The sequence below is a fragment of the Sphingomonas sp. PEI4 genome, from assembly GCF_056679955.1.
Genome location: NZ_JBWXPI010000004.1, coordinates 87,850 through 109,316, shown reverse-complemented (window position 1 = coordinate 109,316; position 21,467 = coordinate 87,850). Strand labels below are relative to the sequence as shown.

Annotated in this window: 29 protein-coding genes and 1 pseudogene; 22 read left to right on the top strand and 8 right to left on the bottom strand. The window is 62.4% G+C overall.

Features of this window, described 5'->3' with window-relative positions:
* The first annotated feature begins 22 nt into the window (after nt 1–22).
* From fliE to AC1MLZ_RS22855, 6 genes are all read left to right on the top strand, one after another.
* Complete coding sequence (gene fliE, locus AC1MLZ_RS22880; protein ID WP_037527334.1) at nt 23–379, top strand: flagellar hook-basal body complex protein FliE; 357 nt, start codon at nt 23–25, stop codon at nt 377–379.
* Nucleotides 380–441: 62 nt separating this feature from the next.
* The gene (locus AC1MLZ_RS22875) at nt 442–789 is read left to right on the top strand and encodes a hypothetical protein (RefSeq protein WP_480962197.1); all 348 of its coding nucleotides are present in this window, start codon (nt 442–444) and stop codon (nt 787–789) included.
* Nucleotides 777–1,463: a ZIP family metal transporter gene (locus AC1MLZ_RS22870; protein ID WP_037527212.1), complete on the top strand. Its 687-nt coding sequence runs from the start codon at nt 777–779 to the stop codon at nt 1,461–1,463. Before AC1MLZ_RS22875 ends, AC1MLZ_RS22870 begins: the two co-directional genes overlap by 13 nt.
* Nucleotides 1,460–1,930: a CopM family metallochaperone gene (copM, locus tag AC1MLZ_RS22865; protein ID WP_052148877.1), complete on the top strand. Its 471-nt coding sequence runs from the start codon at nt 1,460–1,462 to the stop codon at nt 1,928–1,930. The genes AC1MLZ_RS22870 and copM overlap by 4 nt, the downstream gene beginning before the upstream one ends.
* Before the next feature lie 80 nt (nt 1,931–2,010).
* Nucleotides 2,011–2,928, top strand: a complete 918-nt coding sequence (locus AC1MLZ_RS22860) for an NAD(P)/FAD-dependent oxidoreductase (protein WP_037527213.1) — start codon at nt 2,011–2,013, stop codon at nt 2,926–2,928.
* Nucleotides 2,929–2,980: 52 nt separating this feature from the next.
* Nucleotides 2,981–3,226, top strand: coding sequence for a hypothetical protein (locus AC1MLZ_RS22855; RefSeq protein ID WP_128081997.1), 246 nt, complete (start codon nt 2,981–2,983; stop codon nt 3,224–3,226).
* 36 nt (nt 3,227–3,262) lie between these two features.
* On the opposite strand, the gene AC1MLZ_RS22850 is transcribed toward AC1MLZ_RS22855, so the two are convergent.
* Nucleotides 3,263–3,445 carry a hypothetical protein gene (locus AC1MLZ_RS22850; RefSeq protein WP_037527217.1) on the bottom strand — a complete coding sequence of 61 codons (183 nt, stop codon included), beginning with the start codon at nt 3,443–3,445 and terminating at the stop codon, nt 3,263–3,265.
* A complete protein-coding gene (locus AC1MLZ_RS22845; protein WP_480962196.1) occupies nt 3,442–3,870 on the bottom strand; it encodes a hypothetical protein in 429 nt (142 codons plus the stop codon). Before AC1MLZ_RS22845 ends, AC1MLZ_RS22850 begins: the two co-directional genes overlap by 4 nt.
* A 77-nt stretch (nt 3,871–3,947) precedes the next feature.
* On the opposite strand from AC1MLZ_RS22845, the gene AC1MLZ_RS22840 reads away from it, so the two are divergent.
* From AC1MLZ_RS22840 to AC1MLZ_RS22815, 6 genes and pseudogenes are all read left to right on the top strand, one after another.
* Nucleotides 3,948–4,280, top strand: coding sequence for an ArsR/SmtB family transcription factor (locus tag AC1MLZ_RS22840; RefSeq protein ID WP_037527221.1), 333 nt, complete (start codon nt 3,948–3,950; stop codon nt 4,278–4,280).
* Between the two features lie 11 nt (nt 4,281–4,291).
* Nucleotides 4,292–4,735 carry an arsenate reductase (glutaredoxin) gene (gene arsC, locus AC1MLZ_RS22835; protein WP_037527223.1) on the top strand — a complete coding sequence of 148 codons (444 nt, stop codon included), beginning with the start codon at nt 4,292–4,294 and terminating at the stop codon, nt 4,733–4,735.
* Nucleotides 4,735–6,021, top strand: a complete 1,287-nt coding sequence (locus tag AC1MLZ_RS22830; RefSeq protein ID WP_480962195.1) for an arsenic transporter — start codon at nt 4,735–4,737, stop codon at nt 6,019–6,021. Before arsC ends, AC1MLZ_RS22830 begins: the two co-directional genes overlap by 1 nt.
* The gene (locus tag AC1MLZ_RS22825) at nt 6,018–6,341 is read left to right on the top strand and encodes a YnfA family protein (protein ID WP_037527226.1); all 324 of its coding nucleotides are present in this window, start codon (nt 6,018–6,020) and stop codon (nt 6,339–6,341) included. Before AC1MLZ_RS22830 ends, AC1MLZ_RS22825 begins: the two co-directional genes overlap by 4 nt.
* Nucleotides 6,341–7,087: pseudogene (arsH, locus tag AC1MLZ_RS22820) on the top strand (arsenical resistance protein ArsH). Before AC1MLZ_RS22825 ends, arsH begins: the two are co-directional and overlap by 1 nt.
* Before the next feature lie 554 nt (nt 7,088–7,641).
* Nucleotides 7,642–8,882, top strand: a protein-coding gene (locus AC1MLZ_RS22815) for an IS3 family transposase (protein ID WP_480962194.1) whose coding sequence is annotated in 2 segments (ribosomal slippage) — nt 7,642–7,986 and nt 7,989–8,882 — 1,239 coding nt in all. Because the reading frame shifts where the segments join, the coding sequence is not laid out codon by codon here.
* Nucleotides 8,883–8,918: 36 nt separating this feature from the next.
* On the opposite strand, the gene AC1MLZ_RS22810 is transcribed toward AC1MLZ_RS22815, so the two are convergent.
* Complete coding sequence (locus tag AC1MLZ_RS22810) at nt 8,919–9,044, bottom strand: Abi family protein (RefSeq protein ID WP_198526911.1); 126 nt, start codon at nt 9,042–9,044, stop codon at nt 8,919–8,921.
* A gap of 302 nt (nt 9,045–9,346) precedes the next feature.
* Here AC1MLZ_RS22810 and AC1MLZ_RS22805 point away from each other — a divergent pair, with 302 nt between their 5' ends.
* Together AC1MLZ_RS22805 and AC1MLZ_RS22800 are read left to right on the top strand one after the other, a co-directional pair.
* Nucleotides 9,347–9,469: a hypothetical protein gene (locus AC1MLZ_RS22805; RefSeq protein ID WP_306286119.1), complete on the top strand. Its 123-nt coding sequence runs from the start codon at nt 9,347–9,349 to the stop codon at nt 9,467–9,469.
* Nucleotides 9,470–9,640: 171 nt separating this feature from the next.
* Entirely contained in the window at nt 9,641–9,949 is a 309-nt protein-coding gene (locus tag AC1MLZ_RS22800) for a hypothetical protein (RefSeq protein ID WP_037527245.1), read from the top strand.
* 293 nt (nt 9,950–10,242) lie between these two features.
* On the opposite strand, the gene AC1MLZ_RS22795 is transcribed toward AC1MLZ_RS22800, so the two are convergent.
* Genes AC1MLZ_RS22795 through AC1MLZ_RS22785 form a run of 3 tightly spaced genes read right to left on the bottom strand, consistent with a single transcriptional unit; the run spans nt 10,243 to nt 11,155 of the window.
* The gene (locus tag AC1MLZ_RS22795) at nt 10,243–10,491 is read right to left on the bottom strand and encodes a GDCCVxC domain-containing (seleno)protein (protein ID WP_480962193.1); all 249 of its coding nucleotides are present in this window, start codon (nt 10,489–10,491) and stop codon (nt 10,243–10,245) included.
* Nucleotides 10,488–10,772 carry a heavy-metal-associated domain-containing protein gene (locus tag AC1MLZ_RS22790; protein WP_037527247.1) on the bottom strand — a complete coding sequence of 95 codons (285 nt, stop codon included), beginning with the start codon at nt 10,770–10,772 and terminating at the stop codon, nt 10,488–10,490. The genes AC1MLZ_RS22795 and AC1MLZ_RS22790 overlap by 4 nt, the downstream gene beginning before the upstream one ends.
* Nucleotides 10,773–10,780: 8 nt before the next feature.
* Nucleotides 10,781–11,155 carry a mercuric transporter MerT family protein gene (locus tag AC1MLZ_RS22785; protein WP_480962192.1) on the bottom strand — a complete coding sequence of 125 codons (375 nt, stop codon included), beginning with the start codon at nt 11,153–11,155 and terminating at the stop codon, nt 10,781–10,783.
* Nucleotides 11,156–11,224: 69 nt separating this feature from the next.
* Between AC1MLZ_RS22785 and AC1MLZ_RS22780 the strand changes: the two genes are divergently transcribed.
* Entirely contained in the window at nt 11,225–11,650 is a 426-nt protein-coding gene (locus tag AC1MLZ_RS22780) for a MerR family DNA-binding protein (RefSeq protein WP_480962191.1), read from the top strand.
* Between the two features lie 1,146 nt (nt 11,651–12,796).
* Here the strand turns inward: AC1MLZ_RS22780 and AC1MLZ_RS22775 are convergent.
* A complete protein-coding gene (locus tag AC1MLZ_RS22775) occupies nt 12,797–13,000 on the bottom strand; it encodes a hypothetical protein (protein WP_480962190.1) in 204 nt (67 codons plus the stop codon).
* A 386-nt stretch (nt 13,001–13,386) separates the two neighbouring features.
* Here AC1MLZ_RS22775 and AC1MLZ_RS22770 point away from each other — a divergent pair, with 386 nt between their 5' ends.
* From AC1MLZ_RS22770 to AC1MLZ_RS22745, 6 genes are all read left to right on the top strand, one after another.
* Complete coding sequence (locus AC1MLZ_RS22770) at nt 13,387–14,445, top strand: site-specific integrase (RefSeq protein WP_480962189.1); 1,059 nt, start codon at nt 13,387–13,389, stop codon at nt 14,443–14,445.
* A gap of 228 nt (nt 14,446–14,673) precedes the next feature.
* On the top strand, nt 14,674–15,417 hold the full coding sequence (locus AC1MLZ_RS22765; protein WP_480962188.1) for a hypothetical protein: 744 nt from the start codon (nt 14,674–14,676) through the stop codon (nt 15,415–15,417).
* A gap of 27 nt (nt 15,418–15,444) precedes the next feature.
* Complete coding sequence (locus AC1MLZ_RS22760; protein ID WP_480962187.1) at nt 15,445–16,392, top strand: hypothetical protein; 948 nt, start codon at nt 15,445–15,447, stop codon at nt 16,390–16,392.
* A 384-nt stretch (nt 16,393–16,776) separates the two neighbouring features.
* Nucleotides 16,777–17,691, top strand: coding sequence for an HNH endonuclease (locus AC1MLZ_RS22755; RefSeq protein WP_480962186.1), 915 nt, complete (start codon nt 16,777–16,779; stop codon nt 17,689–17,691).
* Nucleotides 17,688–19,430 (top strand): class I SAM-dependent methyltransferase, encoded by a 1,743-nt coding sequence (locus AC1MLZ_RS22750; protein ID WP_480962185.1) that lies wholly within the window; start codon nt 17,688–17,690, stop codon nt 19,428–19,430. The genes AC1MLZ_RS22755 and AC1MLZ_RS22750 overlap by 4 nt, the downstream gene beginning before the upstream one ends.
* A gap of 274 nt (nt 19,431–19,704) precedes the next feature.
* Entirely contained in the window at nt 19,705–20,046 is a 342-nt protein-coding gene (locus tag AC1MLZ_RS22745) for a hypothetical protein (protein ID WP_480962184.1), read from the top strand.
* A 127-nt stretch (nt 20,047–20,173) separates the two neighbouring features.
* Here AC1MLZ_RS22745 and AC1MLZ_RS22740 read toward each other — a convergent pair whose 3' ends face one another.
* Nucleotides 20,174–21,064 carry a hypothetical protein gene (locus AC1MLZ_RS22740; RefSeq protein ID WP_480962183.1) on the bottom strand — a complete coding sequence of 297 codons (891 nt, stop codon included), beginning with the start codon at nt 21,062–21,064 and terminating at the stop codon, nt 20,174–20,176.
* 127 nt (nt 21,065–21,191) lie between these two features.
* Here AC1MLZ_RS22740 and AC1MLZ_RS22735 point away from each other — a divergent pair, with 127 nt between their 5' ends.
* On the top strand, nt 21,192–21,437 hold the full coding sequence (locus tag AC1MLZ_RS22735) for a hypothetical protein (protein ID WP_480962182.1): 246 nt from the start codon (nt 21,192–21,194) through the stop codon (nt 21,435–21,437).
* Nucleotides 21,438–21,467 lie beyond the last annotated feature (30 nt).

The window sequence follows — 21,467 nt, the reverse complement described above, 5'->3', positions numbered from 1 at the left end:
AGGTTAAAAAGGAGTGTTCGTGATGTCCGATCCCACCGTATCCGGCGTCCTTGCCGTCCGTGCGCAGATCCTCGCGCGCAGTCAGACGCTCAACCGCCTGACGCCGCCAGACGCGACGCCTGGGGCGGCTTCGACCATGCCGCGGACCGAAGCGCCGGCGACATTTGGGGACACCTTGAAGAGCATCGTCGGCAAGGTGAACGCGGCACAGGAAGCCGAGGACGTCGCCACCGAACGCTACGAGCGCGGCGAGACCACCGATATTGCCACCGTGGCGCTGATGCAGAACCGCGCTTCGGTGTCCTTCGAGGCGACGCTTCAGGTCAGGAACAAGCTCCTGTCGGCCTACAGGGACATCATGAGCATGCCTCTTGGATGACGCACCTTCGCGCGACAGTGCATGCGGCCATGCCGAAGGGCATGTGGCGTACGCGCGCGGGCATGGCTTTGATCGCCGTGCTGGCGGGCGCTTGCTCGCCCGTCCGGCAGGACGACGACTCTGATGGACACAACACGTTGTCGTCCGGTTCCGAGATGCGAATGCATGTCTTCACCTGTGAAGATAGAACGTCGATCGTGACCGGTCTGAGTGCCAATACCTTCGTCGTCGACCTCATCGGTGCGACGCGGGAAGATCGTGAGCAACTGACTGTGCCACGCGCGCAGGTCCGGACTGCCGATGGACGGCTGACGGTCATGATCGGCCAAGATCGGCTCCATCTCGAGCGGATCGGCAAGCAAGGCATCAACGAGCATCTGTCGTTCAGGGGAAAATCATGCTGGCGCTGACCTATACGATCATTCCGGTGCTTGCCGTGATCCTAGGCGGCATCTTTGCGATATGGCGTCGGCCCGGCGACGCCTTTATATCCGCGATGCAGCACCTCGCTGCCGGTGTCGTGTTCGCCGCTGCGGCAACCGAAATCCTGCCCCAAGTGCTGCATGCTGGCTCACCGCTGGCAACCTTCATCGGCGGCTCAGCGGGGGTCGCGGTCATGCTGGGGCTCAAGGCGTACGAAGCCCGCGCTGCGGGACCGGTCACGCTGATATCGGCGGTCGGGATCGACATCGTCGTCGACGGGCTGGTGCTGGGCCTTGCGTTCGTCGCCGGTGCCAAGGCGGGCGTCCTGCTCACCGTCGCGCTCACGCTGGAGGTGCTGTTCCTAGGTGTAACGCTGACAACGGAACTCGCCGAATCCATTACCTCGAAACTCAAGATCATCCTCACCGTGACGGCGCTCGCGCTGCTGCTGCCGATCGGCGCATTGCTGGCGATCCCTGTCGCTGGCCTGTCGCCTCCGGTAGTCGCGGGCTTCCTGTGCTCCGGCCTCATGGCGCTCCTGTTTCTCGTCACTGAAGAGCTGTTGGCCGAAGCACACGAGAAGCCAGACACGCCGCTCATCAGCGCAATGTTCTTCGTCGGCTTCCTCTCGCTCCTCCTCATTGAGGAAATCGCGATGTGACGAGCCTGACCTCAAACGGCGCCGACGTGCGCCGCAATCGATCCAGCAAGGGGAATGAAATGTCGATAATCAATGCACGCTGGCTTATTTTGGGCGTGGCTGCGGCCCTGTCCGCGTGTTCGGCCGAGAAGCCTTCGTACCAATTCACGTCGAATGAATCCGGTCCGACCGATGCGATCCATGGATCGAACGTGCAGCATGCCAAGGACGCGATCCACGGGGCGAACCCTGCGCACGATAAGACAAGCATGGTCATGCCATCGACCGGCGATCCGGACACCGACTTCCTGCGCGGCATGATCCCGCATCACGAAGGTGCAGTGGAGATGGCGCGTGCCGAGATCGCCAACGGCACCGATCCGAAAATTCGGGAAATGGCGGAGGAGGTGATCCGAACACAACAGGCCGAGATCACGACGATGCGGGCCTGGCTTGCCGAGCGTCGAGCTGCCGGAAAGGGCTCCTGATGATGGCTCGCAGTCATTCCGATGACGCTGCGCTACCCCTGTGCCCCATTGCCCACTCGGGCTCCGATGGGCCGGGTGGCGTGACGGAATATCGATGCGATGCGCTCATCATCGGCGGGGGGCCAGCAGGATTGACCGCCGCGATCTACCTCACACGCTATCATCGGCGCGTTATCGTGGTCGATGAGGGAAACAGCCGGGCGAAATGGATACCGCGTTCGCACAACCACGCCGGTTTTCCGAACGGGATTGCGGGTGAAGACCTTTTACACCGGATGCGCGAACAGGCCGAACGCTACGGTGCTACGATCGTGACCGGTCGCATCGACACGGTGGCACAAAACGCCGATGACTTCGACGCTCACGGGGCTGGGATAACCCTGTTCGCGCGATCGATCCTGATCGCAACGGGAGTCGAGAACCGACGCCCCTCGATCGACGCTGCGGTCCATCGCGACGCGCTGGATCGCGGCCTGCTGCGCTACTGCCCGATCTGCGACGGTTATGAAGCGACTGGCCAGGCTATCGGCGTCATCGGCGCGGACACGCATGGCGTCGCCGAGGCGCTGTTTCTCCGTACGTTCTCCGACCGAATAACGCTAGTGGCGCACGAGGATTTCGAACTTGAGGCTTGCGACCGCGGGGCGCTGGAGGAGGCAGGTATCGCTGTCGCGCCAAGTGCGCTCGACCAAATCGAATTCTCTGAAGAACACGTCACGCTGCGTCTGGCCGATGAGACAGAATTGCAGTTTGACACGATCTACCCAGCGCTCGGTTCGGACAGCAGTAACGCCCTTGCGCAGCAGCTCGGTGCCGAGCTGAGCGACGATCGCTGCATCGTGGTCGATACCAAACAGCGCACCAGCATTTCGGGCGTTTATGCTGCTGGTGACATCGTCATGTCGCTGGATCAGATAAGCGTCGCCATGGGCCATGCAGCTATTGCCGCGACAACTTTGCATAATGACCTTCGCAAGCGCGATGGCCATACCCGCTGAGCGAAAATCGATTTAAGAAAGATTATCAGCCTTACCCGCCATGGACTCCCGGATGTTGACCCATAACTATGGCCAGCGTTGGTCGGACGAGACAGACGTCGAACTGCGCAAGCGGATCGACGCACGCCAGACGGTCGGCCAGATAGCGCGCGACATGGGGCGGACGCAGGATGCGATCCGCGGGAGAGCGGCAACGCTGTGCCTTTCACTGCCCTCGACGATGCGCCCGTGGCGCGAGGGGGTAAAACGGGGGCCGCGAATGCAGCGGCCTGCCCCTCGCACCACTGGCAAGGATTGAATGGCGGAGGGCGGACAACCGCCCCCCGCTAACTTGTTACTTCATGTTCGGCATGGCGTGGCCGGCATGGTCGCCGCCCTTGGCCTTGTCCCCATGATCGCAGCAGTCAGCGCCATCCTTGCAGCACGCCATGTCGGTGCAACAGTTCGCCACGGCCGCGAAAGCGCCGGTCGCGAGCGTGAGGGCGAAAGCGGCGCTGATGAACTTGAACTTGGTCATTGGTATTCTCCGGAAATTAGCATGTGAAATTGATCGGGTTCACACGATTTGCGGAGGGGGTGTCGCGGTGCGCTGGTTTGGCCGAAAAGGGTAGCTTGCTCCCGGGAATATGGGGCCAGCCTGCCGAACAATATCGATTTGATTGGCTCGACGCTTTCGCCAGCAACCGCCGCGCAAGGCATGGCACAGGCGGACGGTGGGATTTTCTTGGCCGGGTTTTGTTTAGATTCACTGGCACAATCGATCATCGCGGATGCAGCGGGTGTCGCCGCCATCGCCATCGCCATCGCCATCGCCATCGCCATCGCCATCGCCATCGCCATCGTCTCACAGAGCGGCCCGAGCCGGACAAGCAACATCAGCGCCATCAGGAAGAAGGCGGAATATCGCAAAATCCGGAATGCAGGATAGGCCTTGCTGCTCATGACGTGATCGTAGGGGTCGTACCCATAGGCCGCAGGAAACTCTTAGCCAAAACTCACGCATCCGTTATGCTGGATATGTGGAAAACTCATTAGCAATCTCCGCCTTGGGCGCGCTCGCGCAGGGCACCCGCCTTGATACCTTCCGGGTGCTGGTGCGCCATGAACCTGATGGCTTGGCTGCGGGTGATATAGCTCGTCAGCTCAACGTCCCGCAAAACACTATGTCAGCGCACCTTGGTATTCTCGCGCGTGCCGGTCTAGTCCATTCCGAACGGCATAGCCGCTCGATCATCTACCGGGCCGATCTGGACGGGCTGCGCGCGCTGACGCTGTTCCTCGTCAAGGATTGCTGCGCCGGTTCGCCTGAACTGTGCGCGCCGCTCCTAGCCGAACTCACCCCCTGCTGCTGAAAGGACGCGAAATGACCACCGAGAGCACGGCCTTCGATATCGTGATCTATCACAACCCCGAGTGCGGCACGTCGCGCAACACGCTGGCGATGATCCGCAATGCGGGCATCGAGCCGCATGTGGTCGAATATCTGAAGACGCCGCCCTCGCGTGCACTGCTGGTCGAGCTGATCGATCGTGCCGGTATGACGCCCCGCGATCTGCTGCGTGAAAGGGGCACGCCCTATGCGGAGATGGGCCTGGGCGACACGTCATTGTCTGACGACGCTCTGGTGGACGCAATGACGGCGCATCCGGTCTTTATCAACCGGCCGCTGGTCGTCTCGCCGCTCGGCGTGAAGCTGTGCCGACCTTCCGAAGCGGTCCTCGATCTACTGCCCGAGCCGCAACAGGGTGCGTTTGCCAAGGAAGACGGCGAACAGGTCGTGGACGCCTCGGGTCAGCGCATCGCCTGATGTTGCTCGCCCTCGCCATCTTCGTTGCAACGATCACGTTCGTCATCTGGCAGCCCAAGGGCCTCGGAATCGGGTGGAGCGCGTTGGGGGGCGCAGCGATCGCGCTGCTCGTCGGGGTCGTCTCGCTCTCCGACGTGCCGGTGGTGTGGGGAATCGTCTGGAACGCGACCGCGACGTTCGTCGCTATCATCATCGTCAGCCTGCTGCTTGATGAAGCCGGATTCTTCGAATGGGCGGCGCTCCACGTCGCGCGCTGGGGCCGGGGGCATGGTCGCCGGCTGTTCGTACTGATCGTTCTGCTCGGCGCGGCGGTGTCCGCGTTGTTCGCCAATGACGGCGCCGCGCTGATCCTGACGCCGATCGTCATCGCCATGCTGCGGGCACTAGGCTTCAAGGACAAGGCGACGCTCGCGTTCGTCATGGCGGCCGGGTTCATCGCCGACACGGCCAGCCTGCCGCTGGTCGTGTCGAATCTCGTCAACATCGTGTCGGCCGACTTCTTCAAGATCGGGTTCGGCACATATGCGTCCGTAATGGTGCCGGTTGACCTGGTATCGATCGTCGCCACGCTCGGCGCGCTGCTGCTGTTCTTCCGGCGCGACTTACCGGAAGACTATGACGTGGGCGCGCTGCGTGCGCCCCGCGAAGCGATCCGCGACGTCGCGACCTTCCGCGCCGGATGGATCGTGTTGGCGTTGTTGCTCGCAGGGTTCTTCCTGCTCGAACCCCTCGGCGTGCCGGTCAGCGCCGTCGCCGCTGCCGGCGCGATCCTCCTGCTGGTGATCGCGGGGCGGGGCCATGTGATCCCAACCGGCAAGGTGCTGCGCGGCGCGCCGTGGCAGGTCGTGATCTTCTCTCTCGGCATGTACCTAGTCGTTTACGGCCTGCGGAACGCGGGCCTGACCGACCATCTGGCCGTCCTGCTCGATCGCACCGCTCAAAGCGGCGTGTGGGGCGCGGCGTTCGGCACCGGCGTGATCGCGGCCGTCCTGTCATCGGTGATGAACAACATGCCGACCGTGCTGGTGGGCGCGCTATCGATCGACGCCACCCAAGCCACGGGCGCGGTGAAGGAAGCGATGATCTATGCAAATATCATCGGCTGCGATCTCGGCCCCAAGCTGACGCCGATCGGCTCTCTCGCGACGCTGCTATGGCTTCACGTCCTCGGCCAGAAAGGTGTGCGGATCGGATGGGGCTATTACTTCCGTGTTGGCGTGACGCTCACCGTGCCGGTGTTGCTGGTCACGCTTGCCGCCTTGGCATTGAGGATCACGATCGGATGACAGCCCTGATCTACATCGGCGCGGCGCTTGCCGAGATCGCCGGATGCTTTGCCTTCTGGGCATGGCTTCGCATGGGAAAGTCACCCTTGTGGCTTGCTCCCGGCGTCGTCTCACTGATCCTGTTCGCATGGCTCCTGACCCGCGTGGACAGCAATGCCGCGGGACGGGCGTATGCCGCTTACGGCGGCATTTACATCTGCGCATCGCTTGCCTGGCTCTGGACCGTCGAGGGCGTGCGGCCCGATCGCTGGGATGTCGGCGGAGCGGCTCTCTGTCTGATCGGCACCTGCATCATCCTTTTGGGACCACGAACCGCCTGATGCCTGTACGAACACCCTCCGACCCCGACCATCTGCCCGCGCTTGATCGGCGCTACGCGATCGAACGGCCTGCTCTTGGCTTCGGCGCTAGTGATCCACCGCCACGAATCCTTCTGCTCTACGGTTCCTTGCGCGAGCGGTCATTCTCGCGGCTGTGTGTCGAGGAAGCGTCTCGACTGCTGCAATTCTTCGGATGCGAAACGCGCATTTACGATCCCTCGGCGTTGCCGTTGCCCGATCAGGTCACCGGCGACGACCATCCGGCCGTCCACGAGCTGCGTGAACTGTAGCTGTGGTCGGAAGGTCAGGTGTGGTGCAGCCCCGAACGGCACGGCCAGATTACCGGCATCATGAAGCTGCAAATCGATCATCTGCCGCTGTCGATGGGCGGGATGCGCCCAACCCAGGGGCGCACGCTGGCGGTCATGCAGGTGTCGGCGGGGTCGCAGTCGTTCAACAGCGTCAACACGCTGCGGGTGCTGGGCCGCTGGATGCGCATGGTCACGATCCCGAACCAGTCGAGCGTCGCCAAGGCGTTCAACGAGTTCGACGATGCCGGGCGTATGAAGCCGTGCAGCTACTATGACCGGATTGTCGACGTAATGGAGGAACTGGTGCGGTTCACGGTGCTGCTGCGCCCTCATGCGGTCCAGCTCGTCGATCGCTACTCGGAACGGAAGGAAGCTGGCGTGCCGATCGACACGGCGACGGATCTGTCGAGCATTGCGACCGCCCGCCAAGGATAGCCTGACAGATTTTAGCGCTAGTCGACGTGAATGCTGACGACGCTCGGCGAGCAGCCACTTGGTGGTCCCTGCGCTGGCGGGCCTCCGGGGGAGGGCTGCGGCGGTTGACGGGCTCAGTGCCGCGCATGGGCGCGGGGCCATAGGTGTGCCACGTGGCACACCTCACGGGAGGATCGTAACCCGTCAGGGCTGAGACGCCGGCACGGTGGCTCGGTTGGCAGAAATGTGCCGATAAAGCCGGCTCCGGCAGAGTCGTGCCGCAAACCCCTTGGATCGGGCCCAGATCGCTTCTGCGATCCAGCCGGCCAAGAAACCGCTTTGGAAGGGTCTCGCGAACGGTACTGTAGGGAACGCTTCCCAGTGCGCCTTTCATGCGGGACGGCAGAATGTCCCGGGATTGATCCGCCTGACGAAGCAGCTGGCCACGGCCGCGGCACGATAAACACGCGTGCGCCGCTCCAGATCGCCATCAATTAGCACGAGCTGCGGTGCCTCGATGAGGTGGCCCCCTAATTGACCTGACAGGATCTCGCTCTTGGATAAGAGTGAGGCATATGACTGACGGTACGACCAGGCGTTACAATGACGGCGAGGTCCTTTCCGGTGTGCAGCGCCGGAGGCGGTGGACACCGGAGGAGAAGGTCCGGATCGTCGAGGAGACGTATCTGCCGGGGATGAGCGTGTCGCTCGTTGCCCGCCAGCACGGCATCAGCGGCAGCCAGGTCTTCACGTGGCGCAGGCTGATGAACCAGGGAGCGTTGACCGCCGCGGCAGCCGGCGAGGAAGTGGTGCCGGCGTCAGAGTACCGGGCGCTGGAGGCGCAAGTGCGCGAACTGCAGCGGCTGCTGGGCAAGAAGGCCATGGAGAACGAACTGCTCCGCGAGGCCGTGTCCCGGGCCGCAGGCCCAAAAAAACTGCTGCTGCGCTCGACCTCGTTGCCGGGAGATGGTCTGTGACCGAGGTAGCCGACGCGCTCGGCATTACCCGCCAGCATCTGTCCGCGATGCGCAACAGACCGCCTCCGCGACCGCGTGGACGGCCGCCGCTGCCGGACGCGGAACTGGTCGCCAACATCCGGTTGCTCGTCGCCGATCTGCCGACCTACGGCTATCGTCGCGTGCATGCCCTGCTGCGCCGGCAGGCCGAAAAGACCGGGCGCGAAAGCCCCAATCCAAAGCGCGTCTACCGCGTCATGAAGGTGCATGGGCTGCTGCTCCGGCGAGATGGCGAACATCGCGAGGAACGGCGTCACGACGGCCGCATCGCCGTCGACCAGCGCAACACGCGTTGGTGCTCTGACGGGCTGGAGATCGCATGCGACAATGGCGAGAAGGTCCGCGTCGCCTTCGCGCTCGACTGCTGCGACCGGGAAGCGATGGGGCATGTGGCAACGACGGGCGGCATCACCGCCGAGGACGTGCAGGACCTGATGGTCGCCACCGTCGAGCACCGCTACGGACCCGTGAACCGCCTGCCCAAACCCATCGAGTGGCTGACCGACAACGGCAGCTGCTACACCGCCCGCGACACCCGCACCTTCGCCCGCGACATCGGCCTGCTGCCGCGCACCACTCCGGTCAGCAGCCCGCAGTCGAACGGCATGGCCGAGGCGTTCGTCCGAACCCTCAAGCGCGACTATGTCCGCGTGAACCCCAGGCCGGACGCTCAGACAGTCATCGAGCAGCTCCCAGGATGGCTGGCGCATTACAATGAGGTGCATCCGCATCGCGCCTTGGGCTATCGTTCACCCCGCGAGTACATCGCACAAACCCGCGAGGCCCCGTCAGGCCTTTAGGGGGCAACAACACTCGAACGGCTTGCGCACCAACGGCTAATTGATGATGCCTGCGTTCCAGAGACGGGCATGATGCGCGCTGGCGTTGCGCACGAACGCGAGCGTCTTGATCCAGCTCACCAGCGTGTTGGGAAGAAGGCGTAGCGCTTGCCGGTGGCGCACGATCGTTGGGATGCGCCATCTCGAGCAACCAGGACAAGGTTTCGAAATTCCATGCCTCGACTGCCATCCATATCGGCACGACCAAGCCGTCGGTTTGAGAAGCGCGATCTGATCGGCAAAACTAAGGAGAGGGCATCGTATAGGGCGCAAGCATCCGGCCCAGATACGAAGAAGGCCGCCCCTTGATGCCAGCGGCAACAGAGGGGACGGCCATGTTGCGTCCGATATAGGCGTCGGTGCATCAGGGTTCAAATAAGATTTGAAAGCCGGTCAGCGAGGCAGTTTTTCAGCTTCCCCCGGGGATGTCCGCGCTCCTGCAACTCAACGTTGCCGGAACCGCCTTGAACATCGCGCCCGAAGATGGGCTGCTGATCGGCCATTTGGTCGCATTGATGAACGCTCGCCATATCGCCAGACAGGCGTGATCGAAGAGAAGAGTGTGCCACGTGGCACACCTGCAACGTCTGCTGGGTGCCTTTCGGAGGCGATCGTGGAAAGTGCTTTGATATCGACGTCGATCAAGCGACCTGCTGTAGCGGAGAGAGACAGGCGTTATTCTGAGATGATGATTTAACCTAGCCGCAGGAGGGTAGGATATGGCGACCGATGCGATCATTAAGCTCGGCAAGCGCAAGGTAAGAAGGCGCAAGACCCGCTTCGGAAGCGTGACGGTGACTGCACCCGCGCCTTCCAAGGCGGTGGTCCAGCACAACGTGAAGGTCAGCACCCAAGCGCTCGAGTGGGTAACGGGACGTTTGGCAAAAGCCGGTGTCCGACTTTACGCCAAGAAGGACGTGCCCCTCTATTCGCTCGACAGCGACAATCCCGACGTGATGATCCGCAAGCTCAACGGTAAGGTCGAGCGAGGCAGCTTGGTCGATGGTGCTTTCAAGGCGGTGGGTTGACACCGGCGATCAAATTGATCCGCCAAGTTCGCGAGACCTAAGAGAAGCACAAAGGCCCTGGCGATCAGTTTCGCCGGACCGTTGGGCCGCAAGGCAGGTATCGCGGTTGTTCTCCTCCGCTGCCCTATATATGGATTGAGCCTGCGGTCGCTTATCGGGCGTATCCGTTTCCCGAGAGGGTACTAACAGGCCGGGGCCGCCCAAAACGGGCGGCCCTTGGTTTGTCTGATCTCAAGCAGTGCCACTCAGCGGCAACTCATTTCCTGGTGCTTGTTGATTTCTTTTCGGCAACTCTAGCCGCAGCAACTCGCCGCGCCCCCGGTCAGCCGCGCTTCCTGAATGGGCGGGCATGGGACGTCGGCGAACGAACAGTAGACGCAGCAATCGCCAGCGTTCGGCCGGAGCACCGCGGCACAACCCTTGCAGTCGTAGAAAAATTGGCACGCATTGGTCGGCATCGTCTCAGGTTCAACGTGTCCGCACTCCGGACAGGTAATCGTCGATTTTGGTTCGATCGCCGTCGCGTAAGCCCCCCGGCTCATCGGGTCGCAATCCGTGCGGGATAGCCGACCTTGGTCGCGGCCGCCGCGATCCCAGCCGGCGTCGCGCGCGCCGGGTCGTAATTTACTGTCGCGATCTTGCTCGAAAAGTCCACGGTAACATGGCTGACGCCGGGCACGCGTCCCATCGCCGCCTTCACCGCGATCGGGCAGGTCGGGCATGTGAGATTGCTGACCGCAAACGTGGCGCTGCGTTCAGGGGCGGCGACGGCCGCTGTGGGCAGGCAGAACGCAGCGAGTGTGAGAACAAGATGTCGATTCATCGGAATTCCTAGTAGAAAATGGGTGCCCACCACCGGGTGGTAAGCGCGAGAATGACCAGCACGGCACCAAGCCAGAGCACTGTCCGGGTGAACGTCCGGCGACGGGTGCTGGCGCAGGCCCCTTCAGCGCATCTGGTTGGCTGCCCATGATAGGCGTGCCACAGACCTGCTGCGATCAGCCCCAACGTCACGACCGCGAACAGCGGGGTGTAGGGCTTGAGTACAGCAAGATTGCCGATCCACGCACCGCTGACGCCGACCAAGACGAGAATGAGAGGCAGCACGCAGCAGGACGACGCAAGCAGCGCGCCCGCGATGCCGCCTGCGGCAAGCCAGCCGGCACGGCGATCACCGAGGCTGCCGGGTGCTGATGGTCGATCCATTCTAGGTTCCGATTCTCGTATGAAAAGATTATAGGGTCTGTAGTAACTACAGGTTCAAGAGGTATTTCGATGGCGTTTGGAGGACGGTCCAGGAAGCGCGGCGACGTTGCCCGGCGGTTCAGATGCAACATCGAGACCGTGCGTCATTACGAGAAAATCGGCCTGCTCAACGCGCCGGATCGAACAGAGTCAGGACACCGCCTCTATTCGGCCGACGACGAGGCGCAACTCGCGTTTATCCTACGCGGTCGTCAACTCGGCTTCTCGATCGACGAGCTGCGAGGGCTTCTGAGTCTAGGCGGATCTGGATCCGAGGCCTGCGGCGAAGCTCATGCGCTCACTCAGCGTCACCTAGCCGACGTGCGCGCCAAGCTGCGCGACTTGGCGCGATTGGAGAAGACGTTGGTCGCGATCTCTGCGCGGTGTGAGCACGGCGGGGACGGTTTGGGCTGCCCTATCCTTGAGGCATTACAGGCCGGACCGGAGGGTCAATGACCTGTTCTTATAATGCCAAGCCGTGCCTTACGCCCGCCCGGCCAGGGCAACCAGCGTCGGCCTAGCGATTGTCACCCGCGAAGGCGGCAGCCTATTGGAGGTCCGGGGCGCCGGCACAGAGCAGCGTAAAGCGCAGACCAAAGGGCAGGCCCCGCCTGCTAATTGATTATTCCGACCGCGCATTCGTTCGACATTATCGACCGGCCGGCAAGCGTGTTAATTATTGTCGACGAGGCGTCTCTACAGGTTCGGAGCAGCATTCTTGCGGGATCTGCCGCACTTCAACACCTGGGACGCGATCGGTTTGGTAAGATCTACGCCCTTTTCCATCGTAAGGCGGCCGCTGAGCGCACCAACGCCGCGAACCATTTGAAAACGACCCGTTTTCGGGTCGCGAACCGAAGTACTGGTTGCGGTAAGCTGCGCCCTTGCCATAGCTCGAATATCCTCGTCGCTCCTGCGGAAGATAGGTGTGCCACGTGGCACACCTCCTCTACCCGGATTTCAATTTACCGGCACCGGCGCGGCAGACTCGCTTTTTTCCTACAGCATCTAGACACACCTTACCCGCGGCGGGTTAGTGGGCCTGTCCGCTTCCCCGGAAGGTTTTAGCAGATCTGAGCTATCGTGTGGGCTATAGCGATCCCTCAATAATCGTCGCGCGACGTCGGACATCCGCGCGAGCGGCAACGTTGTGCCGACGGCCTGCGGTGGTGATCGGTCGTCTAAAGCACGAATCGGGAAGCTCATACGCGAGATTCCACTCAAGAATGGTCAGCCGAAAGGCCGCGAGTTCGTGCTTTCGACGACCATTCGAGACTGATCAGCATCGCAAATAAGGCTATATCGCGCCACCAGGACGAGCACGTGTCAGCGCCTCTCTAACCTTTACGCGCACGATCTTGGCTTCTTGATCGAGCAGTGCGCGACACGACGGACTTATCGACCGGCGCGATCAACCGGCCTTGAACGTAACCGCCAAAAGGTGCCAAATGGCAGTCACGGGCAGAAGCAGCACTCTGACAGCGATCGCAGGCGAGTTGGATAGGAATGGGCGTGAAATAAATGCAACCCAGTCGCCCGTTGTAGACGCCTAGAAGTTTTTGCCAAAGCTGACTTCATTCTTGCGTCCGATAACGCAAGAGTTCATCCGCGACCGTCCTGCCGGTAAATTTGAAGTATAAGGGTTGGCATCAATCGTGGTGGAACGCCCTCTTCAAGCATCATTGCGAACATCTCATCATCATCTAGTGTCGGTGCAAGCCCCTCGATGACGAGGTTCGCGCGCGCTTCGGCCAGATCGTCGCGCCAAAGTGTGATTTGATCCGGGGTGCCACGTTCAAACGTCATCGAGCGGATCTTCGTTCGCATCTCAATTAGATCGACACTTCCCATTGTAGACCGTCTCCGCACGTTTGAGGATGTTCTTGGACCTATACGATCGATGCAGATCGACAAAGAAACGCGTCAGCTCTTGCGCCGAACCGTGTCGCAAAACTCATTCTCCGTTTTTCACTCCGCCCGTCCCATACCACGCCGTGTAAATAGCGATAACGCTGATTCCCGCGAATTACATGCTGGCGTCAAATTGGCTGGTCGGTTAGCGCTTTTGGAGAATATGCGCCGTCGCCCCCGCGCCGGTGCCGATCCGTCAGTGCGCAGCGTAGGAGGTCGGTTTGGCCGATGAGGATCATATTGATGCGGCGCGCGTCGATCGCGCAGACTTGGATAGCATCGTGGCTGATGCGTTGGTCGTCGTCGATCGGGTTCAGTCGCTTGAACCCTATCTTCCGCAGCTCGCACCAGAGGATCGCGAGCGCGTCGACGAATATGTTCGCCGCGCGTCGGCCGACGCGACACTGCGCGCCTACAAATCGGACTGGCGGCTATTTTGCGCCTGGTGCCAGGAGAGCGGCTATCGCCCGTTGCCCGCGACACCGGCGACGGTCGCCGCGTTCCTGACGCTGCTCGCTGAGAGCGGGTTCAGTCCCCAAGAACCTCGCCGGACCAAGCGCGGCACAGTGCTGCAGCGCAAGGAACCGGTGCCGCTCGGCCGCGCGACAATCGGCCGGCGGCTTGCTGCCATCGTATTTGCGCACCGGGCCGCCGACGTCGAGCCGCCCACCTCGCAGCCAGACGCGGCTCGCCTTGAGCGCGCGATGCGGGGCATTCGTAAGGACAAGCGCGGCGAACTTCCCGGGAAGAAGCGTCCTGCCGACGGCGACGTTCTTCGCGACATGGTACGCGCAATCACGGGTGAGGATCTGCGTAGCTACCGCGACCGCGCGCTACTTGCGATCGGGATGGCCGGAGCGTTCCGCCGTTCCGAGCTCGTGGCTATAACCGTTGCGCGTGTGAGCGAGGATAGCCGCGGGCTGCTAGTGCGCATCGCGGCATCGAAGACTGACCAGGAGGGCAAGGGTCACACCGTCGCGATCCCAGACGGCCGCAGGCTTGAACCAGTGAGGCATTACCGCGCCTGGCTCGAGCAGGCAGGCGTCACCAGCGGGCCGGTATTCCGCAAACTGACGCCACAGGGCCGGCTTACCGACAAGCCAATGAGCGCCCAAGGCGTGGCATTGGTAGTAAAGGCGGCTGCGATCGCCGCGGGCTACTCGCCGGAGTTGTTCTCAGGCCACTCTCTCCGCGCCGGGTTCCTTACCGAGGCCGGTCGCCAGAACGCCAATTTGTTCAAAATGAAGGAGCATAGCCGGCATTCATCTTTAGAGATGGTAGCGGAATATGTGCGGGATCATGAGCGGTTCCGCGAGCATGCGGGCGAGGGATTCTTGTAACTGACCCACTTGTGGACACTCAGCGCCGCAGTTCCGTTTACTGAAAGCGACCGTTCGTTCAGGCGCCCCTTGCACCACCTCTCAATGCTCGATCGATCAGGCTTCCCGCGCAGCAGCGTATCATAACCCCGCGCATCAGCGGGCGTCCGCCGCAAACTGCTGGGCGCGTTCGCACGCGAAATGTCGTTTAGGCTATAAAGTTTTGGTCCAACGCTCTATGATGGAGCGATGAGCACCGGCCCAGAGTTGGCGGACACCCTGACGTCCATCGAAAGCATCAGGACTTACCTCGCCGGCGCGGTTGGCGCCGCCTCACAGGCGCGCTCGGGCTCGCCCGTTCGGCTTACCTTTATTGGGGGGGAATTCAGAAAATCGGTCGGTGCACCCTTCGAGGAGCACGTTAACCGCTTAGCGGATAGGGGGCTGGTGTCGCTACCGCGTAGCCGCCGCAAGCTCGCTCCGTTTGTTGAAACCCACTGTCGCGACCTGCTTTCGCTTCAGGAGGAGGCAGGCGGCATTCACTTCGTTAGCCCCGCAGTGGCGCCACCGCCGGGCGAACAGCAGCATACGTCTTCGGCGGTTGCGCCACTCCGCTTCAATCGTGCAGTATGGGCCGCGTTCATCCGCCCCCTCGAGGGCAGGCGACGGTTCCTGAACCTCGACAAGATCGGCTTCACGGATGCAGCAGACCCGCCGCCCGGCGGTGACTGGCGCGAGATTGAGCCTCGGTTCGTCCTCGGGCTGCCAGCACACGCGCCGATAGACGGGGACAAGCTACAGGCACATATCGTGGAATGGGCGGCCCAAGCAGGCGTGCCGCTCTCAGTTTTATTGCTCGAGCAGAAGGCGTCGGTTCGCAAGCGCACGCGGCTCGACCAGCTGCTGGACGTCGTCGACTTGCTCCCCCAATCCATCGCTGCAAGCTGGGTAATCCCAGTCAGCGTACTGACGTACCTGCGTGACCGCGATTGACCGCACGCACCCGGCAGACCATCGATCATGCTGAGGCGACTCTACCTTCTCGCCGGCTTCGACGATAGGGACGTCGAGCGCCGGGCATCGACGCTCCAGGAGAGCTTCGAGGAAGGCGGCGTCCGCGTCATTGCACGCCCCTATCCGGTAAAGCAGGGTTTACGGCAGGGCCACCTCCGCGGCGTGGTACGCGACGCGAACGACTTGATTTTCGGCCGAGACGGCGCGACTAATTTTTGCCGCAGGCTGGATCAGCGCTGCGCGCGTCAGCCGGCCGGCGAAGGACCACGCGGCAAAGCATGCGAGCCGCATCCTGCGGGACCAACCGCTTGCGCGCGGGCCCGTCCTCAGATGGTCGTGACCGTTTGCGCCGAACAGATCGAAGCGGACGCGCTAGAGGCGCTCGGACGCGCGACGCTGATTCTCCGGCTGCCCGGCCCTGTGCTACCGCCTGACGATCAATTGCGCGCCGCCTTGGATGGCTTTGAGCCGACCGTGGAGGCCGTTCTCCTCGCTTCATCCAACAGGCCGAAGTCGCTCCACGCGGCTCTAATGCCGGATCGCAACTTCCAGCGGATGGGTGGACACTCGATTGCCCGCAACATTCAGGCCAATCCCGCTAATTTCGAAAACATTCTGAGGGCGCACCACGCCAACCTCTACAGGTCAGACTTCCGAAATCCGGAAAAGCGCAAGCTCTGGGGTGCCTACATGCTGGATCAGAACACCGCGTTTCAAGCCGATCGGCTTCATGCGTCGATCCAAACGGTCGGGAAGGCCAGCCGCGACGACGCCTTGCACCTCTTTAACGCCCACCACACGTTTGGTGCTAAGGCCGACCCGGGCCTGCACTTTGACGTCATGAACAAAGACGGGGATGGGATCGGCTACGTCCTGAAAGACGTGCTCACCGGCAAAACCGACGGAGGCGGCACGAAGCACCTCAACGCTACGCCGTGCGATAGGCTGCTATAAAGCAGTGAAGTCCTTCTCGAAGGACTAAGATGAGCTTCCGATCTGAGTCCGCATGATGGTCTCCCCGCGCAGACGCCCTACCCGCCGGTTTCCCAGCTGCGACGCTCCACAGGACATCCACAGACGACCCGAATCGCAATCCGAATCTACCGAACTTCCACTCCTGTGGCTTTGGTCTGGCGCGGCGAGTGGAGGAAGTCAAGCTGCGCCGTGGCGACATGCGCGCGCCAACGAGCGAGCACGACCCAGACCTGGACGTTCGAGGCAGCATTTGCATTCCCCGAGAGCGGCCGTTCCTTCAGCAATATCGTGCTTCGCGGTCGCTGACCGTTGCGGGCTGTCAGCAAGGTTGCTCAAGCCCGGGATCGGCGTCAGGATCTCGGCATGAAGGGTGTGTTCGAAATCAGCGGTGCATCGCGCTACGACGACCTGATCGCCGAGCGGTACCATTTCCCACGCATCTACCTGCGCGCGGCCGAGGGTTGCGTCGGCGATTGGATCATCTACCGCGAAACCGGCTCGGCGGGTGGGCGCAAGGCCTATGTGGCGGCCGGCCTAGTGCACAGCATCGACCCCGATCCCGCCTACCGCACGCTCTTCTACGCCCGCATCAGCGACTTTATCGAGTTCGATCGTCCCGTGCCGTATCGCGATCCGGACGGCCGCTTTCTCGAGCGTATGCTGCGCGAGCTCGATAATCCCGCCATCGCTGGTCGGACGCTACGCGGTAGATCGGTTCGCGCAATTGATGATGCTGACTTTGCCGCCATCGTGAACGTCGGCTTGGTCGACACGCTATCACCTGAACACGCGATCCGGCTCGAACTCGATCCCCGCCACATCGACGCCGCCACGGCCGCGTTACTGGCCTCACCGCCAGACGAGCGGCGCGTGGCGCAGCTACTGGTCAACCGCAAGGTGCGCAGCGCCGCCTTCCGCGGCCACGTGCTCGACGCATATGACAACCGTTGCGCGGTGACGGGGCTGCGTATGGTCAATGGTGGCGGCAAGGCCGAAGCTCAGGCCGCGCACATCTGGAGCGTCGCAGATGGCGGCCCGGACGTCGTGCAGAACGGCATTGCTCTGTCCGCGACCGCGCACTGGTTGTTCGATCGTCACCTCATCAGCCTCGACGATGAGTGCCGGCTGCTGGTGTCGCACAACAAGGTGCCGTCCGAGCTCATCCGGCTGTTCCCGCAACCGGGCGAGCGCGTTCACCTGCCCGTCGATCCAAGGCTCCACCCGCGCACCGACTATGTCGCCCGGCACCGTGCCCGTTTCGCAGGCCTTGACGCTTGAACAGCTACCTAGACGTCGTTGCTGCCTATGACGGTCAAGCCGACATGCTAGCCGAGCGCTACGAGGCGATATCGTCTGAGCGTATGCTGGGGGAGGTGTTGCCGGTCATCCCGGACGGCAGCGACAGCAAGCTGGCGCTCGACGTCGGTGCCGGCACAGGACGTGACGCGGCCTGGCTGACCTCACTTGGCTACGAGGTAGTGGCGGCCGAGCCTGCTGCAGGTATGCGCCGGATCGCAGCTGAGAAGCATAGAAGCCACGGCGTCCGGTGGGTGAGCGATGCCCTGCCCTCGCTCGACCATGTCCATGGGCTTGGGCTGGCCTACGATCTCGTGCTGCTGTCAGCCGTCTGGCAGCACATCACGCCTGCCGATCGGCCCCGCGCCTTCCGCAAACTCGCCACGCTGATGAAGCCCGGCGGCGTGCTGGTGATGACGCTGCGCAACGGTCCCGCTCCGCCCGCCATGCAGATGCACCCGACCTCGACCACCGAGATTGAGGGGCTGGCCCGGGCGCACGGGCTGGAGGTGCTACGGGTTGTGCCCTCCAGCGATCAGGGCGGACGCGCCGGTGTGACCTGGGACGTCATAGCGCTCCGCATGCCCGATGACGGCACCGGCGCGCTCCCGCTGGTGCGCGGCATCGTCCTGTCCGACGAGAAGTCATCCACCTATAAGCTGGCACTGCTCCGAGCCGTGGCACGGATCGCCGAGTATGCGCCTGCTGCAGCTACGCCGGCGCCCGATGGCCGCGATGCAGTCGAGGTGCCGCTGGGCTTGGTCGCACTGAACTGGCTGAGAATGTACCTGCCCCTGGTTCGGGCGAGGCTCCCGCAAATGCCGGGTAATGTCGGCATCGATCGACTGGGCTTCGCCAAGGACGGGTTTGAATCACTGCTCGCGCTCGGCACGGCACCGGTCGAGCTACGGGTCGGTGCGGTCTTCGCCGGCGAGCAGGCCCACGCCATCGCTTCCGCGTTGTCCCGGGCTGCTCACACAATCGCCAAGATGCCGGCAACCTTCACCCGCTATCCCAACAGTGACATCCAGGTGTTCGGCGTCAGCCGCGGGCGGCGGGGTGGTGCATCCGCAACCGTGCTCGACCTTGAGACGCTGCGCGGCTGGGGTCTAATCGAGGTGCCGGGCCACTTGTGGCGGGCCATGTCGCGGTTCGGGTCCTGGATCGAACCCATGCTGGTGGCCGAATGGTCCCGCCTGACCTGCGCCTATGCCGACCGTATGGGTCTAGCGGTCGCGCCCGGTACTGCAGAAGCCGCCCTGGCCTGGGTAGAGCCGGTTCGCACCACCGCTCTTGGCCGCGACGTCGCCCAGCGACTTCTCGCTTGCGGGCAGCCGATCGAATGCGTCTGGACGGGACGACCGCTGAAGCCGAACAGCTTTGACATCGACCACTGCCTGCCATGGTCGGTCTGGCCATGCGGTGATCTTTGGAACCTGATGCCGGCGCACGCCCGGGTCAACCAGCACGAGAAGCGCGACCGGCTACCGTCGGCTGCGGCGATGGCGAATGCGCGGAATCGCATCATCGGCTGGTGGGAGGTAGCGTATCTGGAGGATGATGCGCTTCGACCTCGTTTTCTGCGTGAGGCCGCTGCGGCACTGCCACTGAACGATGCTGTAGGCACCACAGCCGTCTACGATGCGCTGGACTGGCGACGCCTGAGACTATGGCAGGATCAGCAGGTGCCGCAGTGGACACCGGCGAACGCAATGACCTAACCGACCCAATCTCCGCCATTCGCCGCCAGCCTTCGCCTTCCCAGTTCCAGCTGTTGCTTCATCTAAAATGAGTGACCCACTGGTGCATCGCGATCGGCCAAAATTGGAACAGCGTTACCGTGCGCTTTCAAGGTGACTACCGGCGGCTGGTGAAAGCGCCGTTCTAGATGTGCGGCGGCGGCTATGCTGTAAGCCTCTCGGCTGACAATCAAGCTAGCTCCACTTGACCCGCAAGCACTTGCGGCTCAACCGCCCGGTGCCTTATCCTCGCGCGATGACGACGCCTATCTTCACCGTGACCGGCTCCAATCCAGCACGCCCGCTTGGCACGTTGCCCACCAATGTCCAAAATATGAGCGGCGTTGTGGCCGCGCTCCTCGCCGACCGGAAGATGCAGGCCGCCGGTCTCCAAGAGATCAACGTTATTGCTGGCGAACAGAGCGTGTCTATCGGCCAGCTCGAGACATTGGTGAACGAGTCCATCAGTGAATTTATCACCAAGTCAACGAACGAAGAGCTGCTGAAGGAGTGCGAACTCACGAAGGGCACGGCGACAGACCCACGAACGGCGTCATACTTGTCAAACTTCAACGCCGTAATGTTATGTGAAGCTTAGGACGCTAGACCATCAGGCCAGGCTGTTCCAGAATTCTTGCAGCGACGTCCTTTAGACGGATCACCATGCCTCACGGACAGTCTAGCAGCGGTATACCATTTCGGACTAAGATTGACGGCCCCGTTCCTTATTGCGCCTCTTTCGCTTGGACGATGTAAAGCTGCGCGTTAAATTCGCGCAGCCCGATATCTGCGAGCCGCTGGAGTGCGGCTTCACCGGGATCGTCAAGCACCTTGGGAGCCTGCGCGGGCGGGAGAGTATCGGCTTGTCGCCTGCGGAAATCATCGGCCGCCGAGATTCTTGGCGGCTCGTCACCTGCCACTGTCGCGGCTAGATATTCGTTCTCGTCGGGCTGCTCGTACCGCCGGCGCAGACGCTCACGCGCTCGGATTCGCGCGGCTTCTGCCTCTTCGACGGCCTCATTCACGGTGGCACGGAGGGGCCGCTTGTCCTGATCGAGACGCTCGCGCAACAGCGCCTCCAGTTCTACGACGCCCAACCCTTCGATCACCCTCGGCTCCGACATGACGACGCAATGACTCCCATCAAACGAGACATGATGTGCGCCAGTGTCGGCAAAGTGGCCGATCGTGCGAGGGCGCACAAAAAAGGATTGCTGCCGCACCGTGCCACTCAGGAATGCCGTGTCGAACTCGGCTTTCTGGTGAAACATCGGCGCAGCGTAAAACACGAGGTTGGGCGACTGGTCGAGGTCGATGAGCATCTCATGCTGTTCCGAGTCGGCCTTCGCCGTGATCTCGATCCGGTAATATGGTGTCGTCAACGGCGCCCCCAGGCGGATCTCCCGCGCGCTACGCCTCGAGAGACAGTCTGATCGCTTGAATTGCAGAAAGAGGGGAAGGCCCGGCGCTTCAAGTTTCACGTCGTACCCGCCACCGGCGCGACCTTCCTCGATGAGTGACGGAAACACAGGCGCGGCGGACAAACTGCCCAAGGCGCCGACCAGTTCGTGTGTTAAGGCGAAACCGTAAGAGAACTCGGATATCAGCGACTTCATAGGTTTAAAGGTGGCCGAGATCGCCACGGCTCGCAAGCCACGGGCACGATGACAGATCCGCTTGGTAAACAGATCGCTGCGCCGCCACCTAGGTGTGTGCAGCCTGTTCCTACCTTATAGCGTCGCTATGGAAAGCATCTCAAAAGTCCGGTTCAACGCCCTCGCCGGCTATGCTCGTCTGCCCCAGGCGGAGCTGTTTGGCGAAGAGCGAGCCTATTTTCAGGCGGACGGCGGTCGCATCGTTGGCATGTTGATGCGCGATATCGAAGATGACGAGTTCTTCGGGATGATATTCGCGCAAGTGCTGCGCGGCGATGAAGGTGAGACAGCAGCGTCAATCAAGATGAGACTCCGTTTGGGGCTGTCGGCGTAGGGCGTAGCCCGGAGCCGACAGCCCCAAACG

Coding starts and splice junctions, on each gene's coding strand:
- fliE (WP_037527334.1), top strand. CDS start 23: ATGTCCGATCCCACCGTATCCGGCGTCCTTGCCGTCCGTGCGCAGATC.
- AC1MLZ_RS22875 (WP_480962197.1), top strand. CDS start 442: ATGGCTTTGATCGCCGTGCTGGCGGGCGCTTGCTCGCCCGTCCGGCAG.
- AC1MLZ_RS22870 (WP_037527212.1), top strand. CDS start 777: ATGCTGGCGCTGACCTATACGATCATTCCGGTGCTTGCCGTGATCCTA.
- AC1MLZ_RS22855 (WP_128081997.1), top strand. CDS start 2,981: ATGTTGACCCATAACTATGGCCAGCGTTGGTCGGACGAGACAGACGTC.
- AC1MLZ_RS22850 (WP_037527217.1), bottom strand. CDS start 3,445: ATGACCAAGTTCAAGTTCATCAGCGCCGCTTTCGCCCTCACGCTCGCG.
- AC1MLZ_RS22845 (WP_480962196.1), bottom strand. CDS start 3,870: ATGAGCAGCAAGGCCTATCCTGCATTCCGGATTTTGCGATATTCCGCC.
- arsC (WP_037527223.1), top strand. CDS start 4,292: ATGACCACCGAGAGCACGGCCTTCGATATCGTGATCTATCACAACCCC.
- AC1MLZ_RS22830 (WP_480962195.1), top strand. CDS start 4,735: ATGTTGCTCGCCCTCGCCATCTTCGTTGCAACGATCACGTTCGTCATC.
- AC1MLZ_RS22825 (WP_037527226.1), top strand. CDS start 6,018: ATGACAGCCCTGATCTACATCGGCGCGGCGCTTGCCGAGATCGCCGGA.
- AC1MLZ_RS22805 (WP_306286119.1), top strand. CDS start 9,347: ATGTCCGCGCTCCTGCAACTCAACGTTGCCGGAACCGCCTTGAACATC.
- AC1MLZ_RS22800 (WP_037527245.1), top strand. CDS start 9,641: ATGGCGACCGATGCGATCATTAAGCTCGGCAAGCGCAAGGTAAGAAGG.
- AC1MLZ_RS22795 (WP_480962193.1), bottom strand. CDS start 10,491: ATGAGCCGGGGGGCTTACGCGACGGCGATCGAACCAAAATCGACGATT.
- AC1MLZ_RS22790 (WP_037527247.1), bottom strand. CDS start 10,772: ATGAATCGACATCTTGTTCTCACACTCGCTGCGTTCTGCCTGCCCACA.
- AC1MLZ_RS22785 (WP_480962192.1), bottom strand. CDS start 11,155: ATGGATCGACCATCAGCACCCGGCAGCCTCGGTGATCGCCGTGCCGGC.
- AC1MLZ_RS22780 (WP_480962191.1), top strand. CDS start 11,225: ATGGCGTTTGGAGGACGGTCCAGGAAGCGCGGCGACGTTGCCCGGCGG.
- AC1MLZ_RS22775 (WP_480962190.1), bottom strand. CDS start 13,000: ATGACGTTTGAACGTGGCACCCCGGATCAAATCACACTTTGGCGCGAC.
- AC1MLZ_RS22765 (WP_480962188.1), top strand. CDS start 14,674: ATGAGCACCGGCCCAGAGTTGGCGGACACCCTGACGTCCATCGAAAGC.
- AC1MLZ_RS22760 (WP_480962187.1), top strand. CDS start 15,445: ATGCTGAGGCGACTCTACCTTCTCGCCGGCTTCGACGATAGGGACGTC.
- AC1MLZ_RS22755 (WP_480962186.1), top strand. CDS start 16,777: ATGAAGGGTGTGTTCGAAATCAGCGGTGCATCGCGCTACGACGACCTG.
- AC1MLZ_RS22745 (WP_480962184.1), top strand. CDS start 19,705: ATGACGACGCCTATCTTCACCGTGACCGGCTCCAATCCAGCACGCCCG.
- AC1MLZ_RS22740 (WP_480962183.1), bottom strand. CDS start 21,064: ATGAAGTCGCTGATATCCGAGTTCTCTTACGGTTTCGCCTTAACACAC.
- AC1MLZ_RS22735 (WP_480962182.1), top strand. CDS start 21,192: ATGGAAAGCATCTCAAAAGTCCGGTTCAACGCCCTCGCCGGCTATGCT.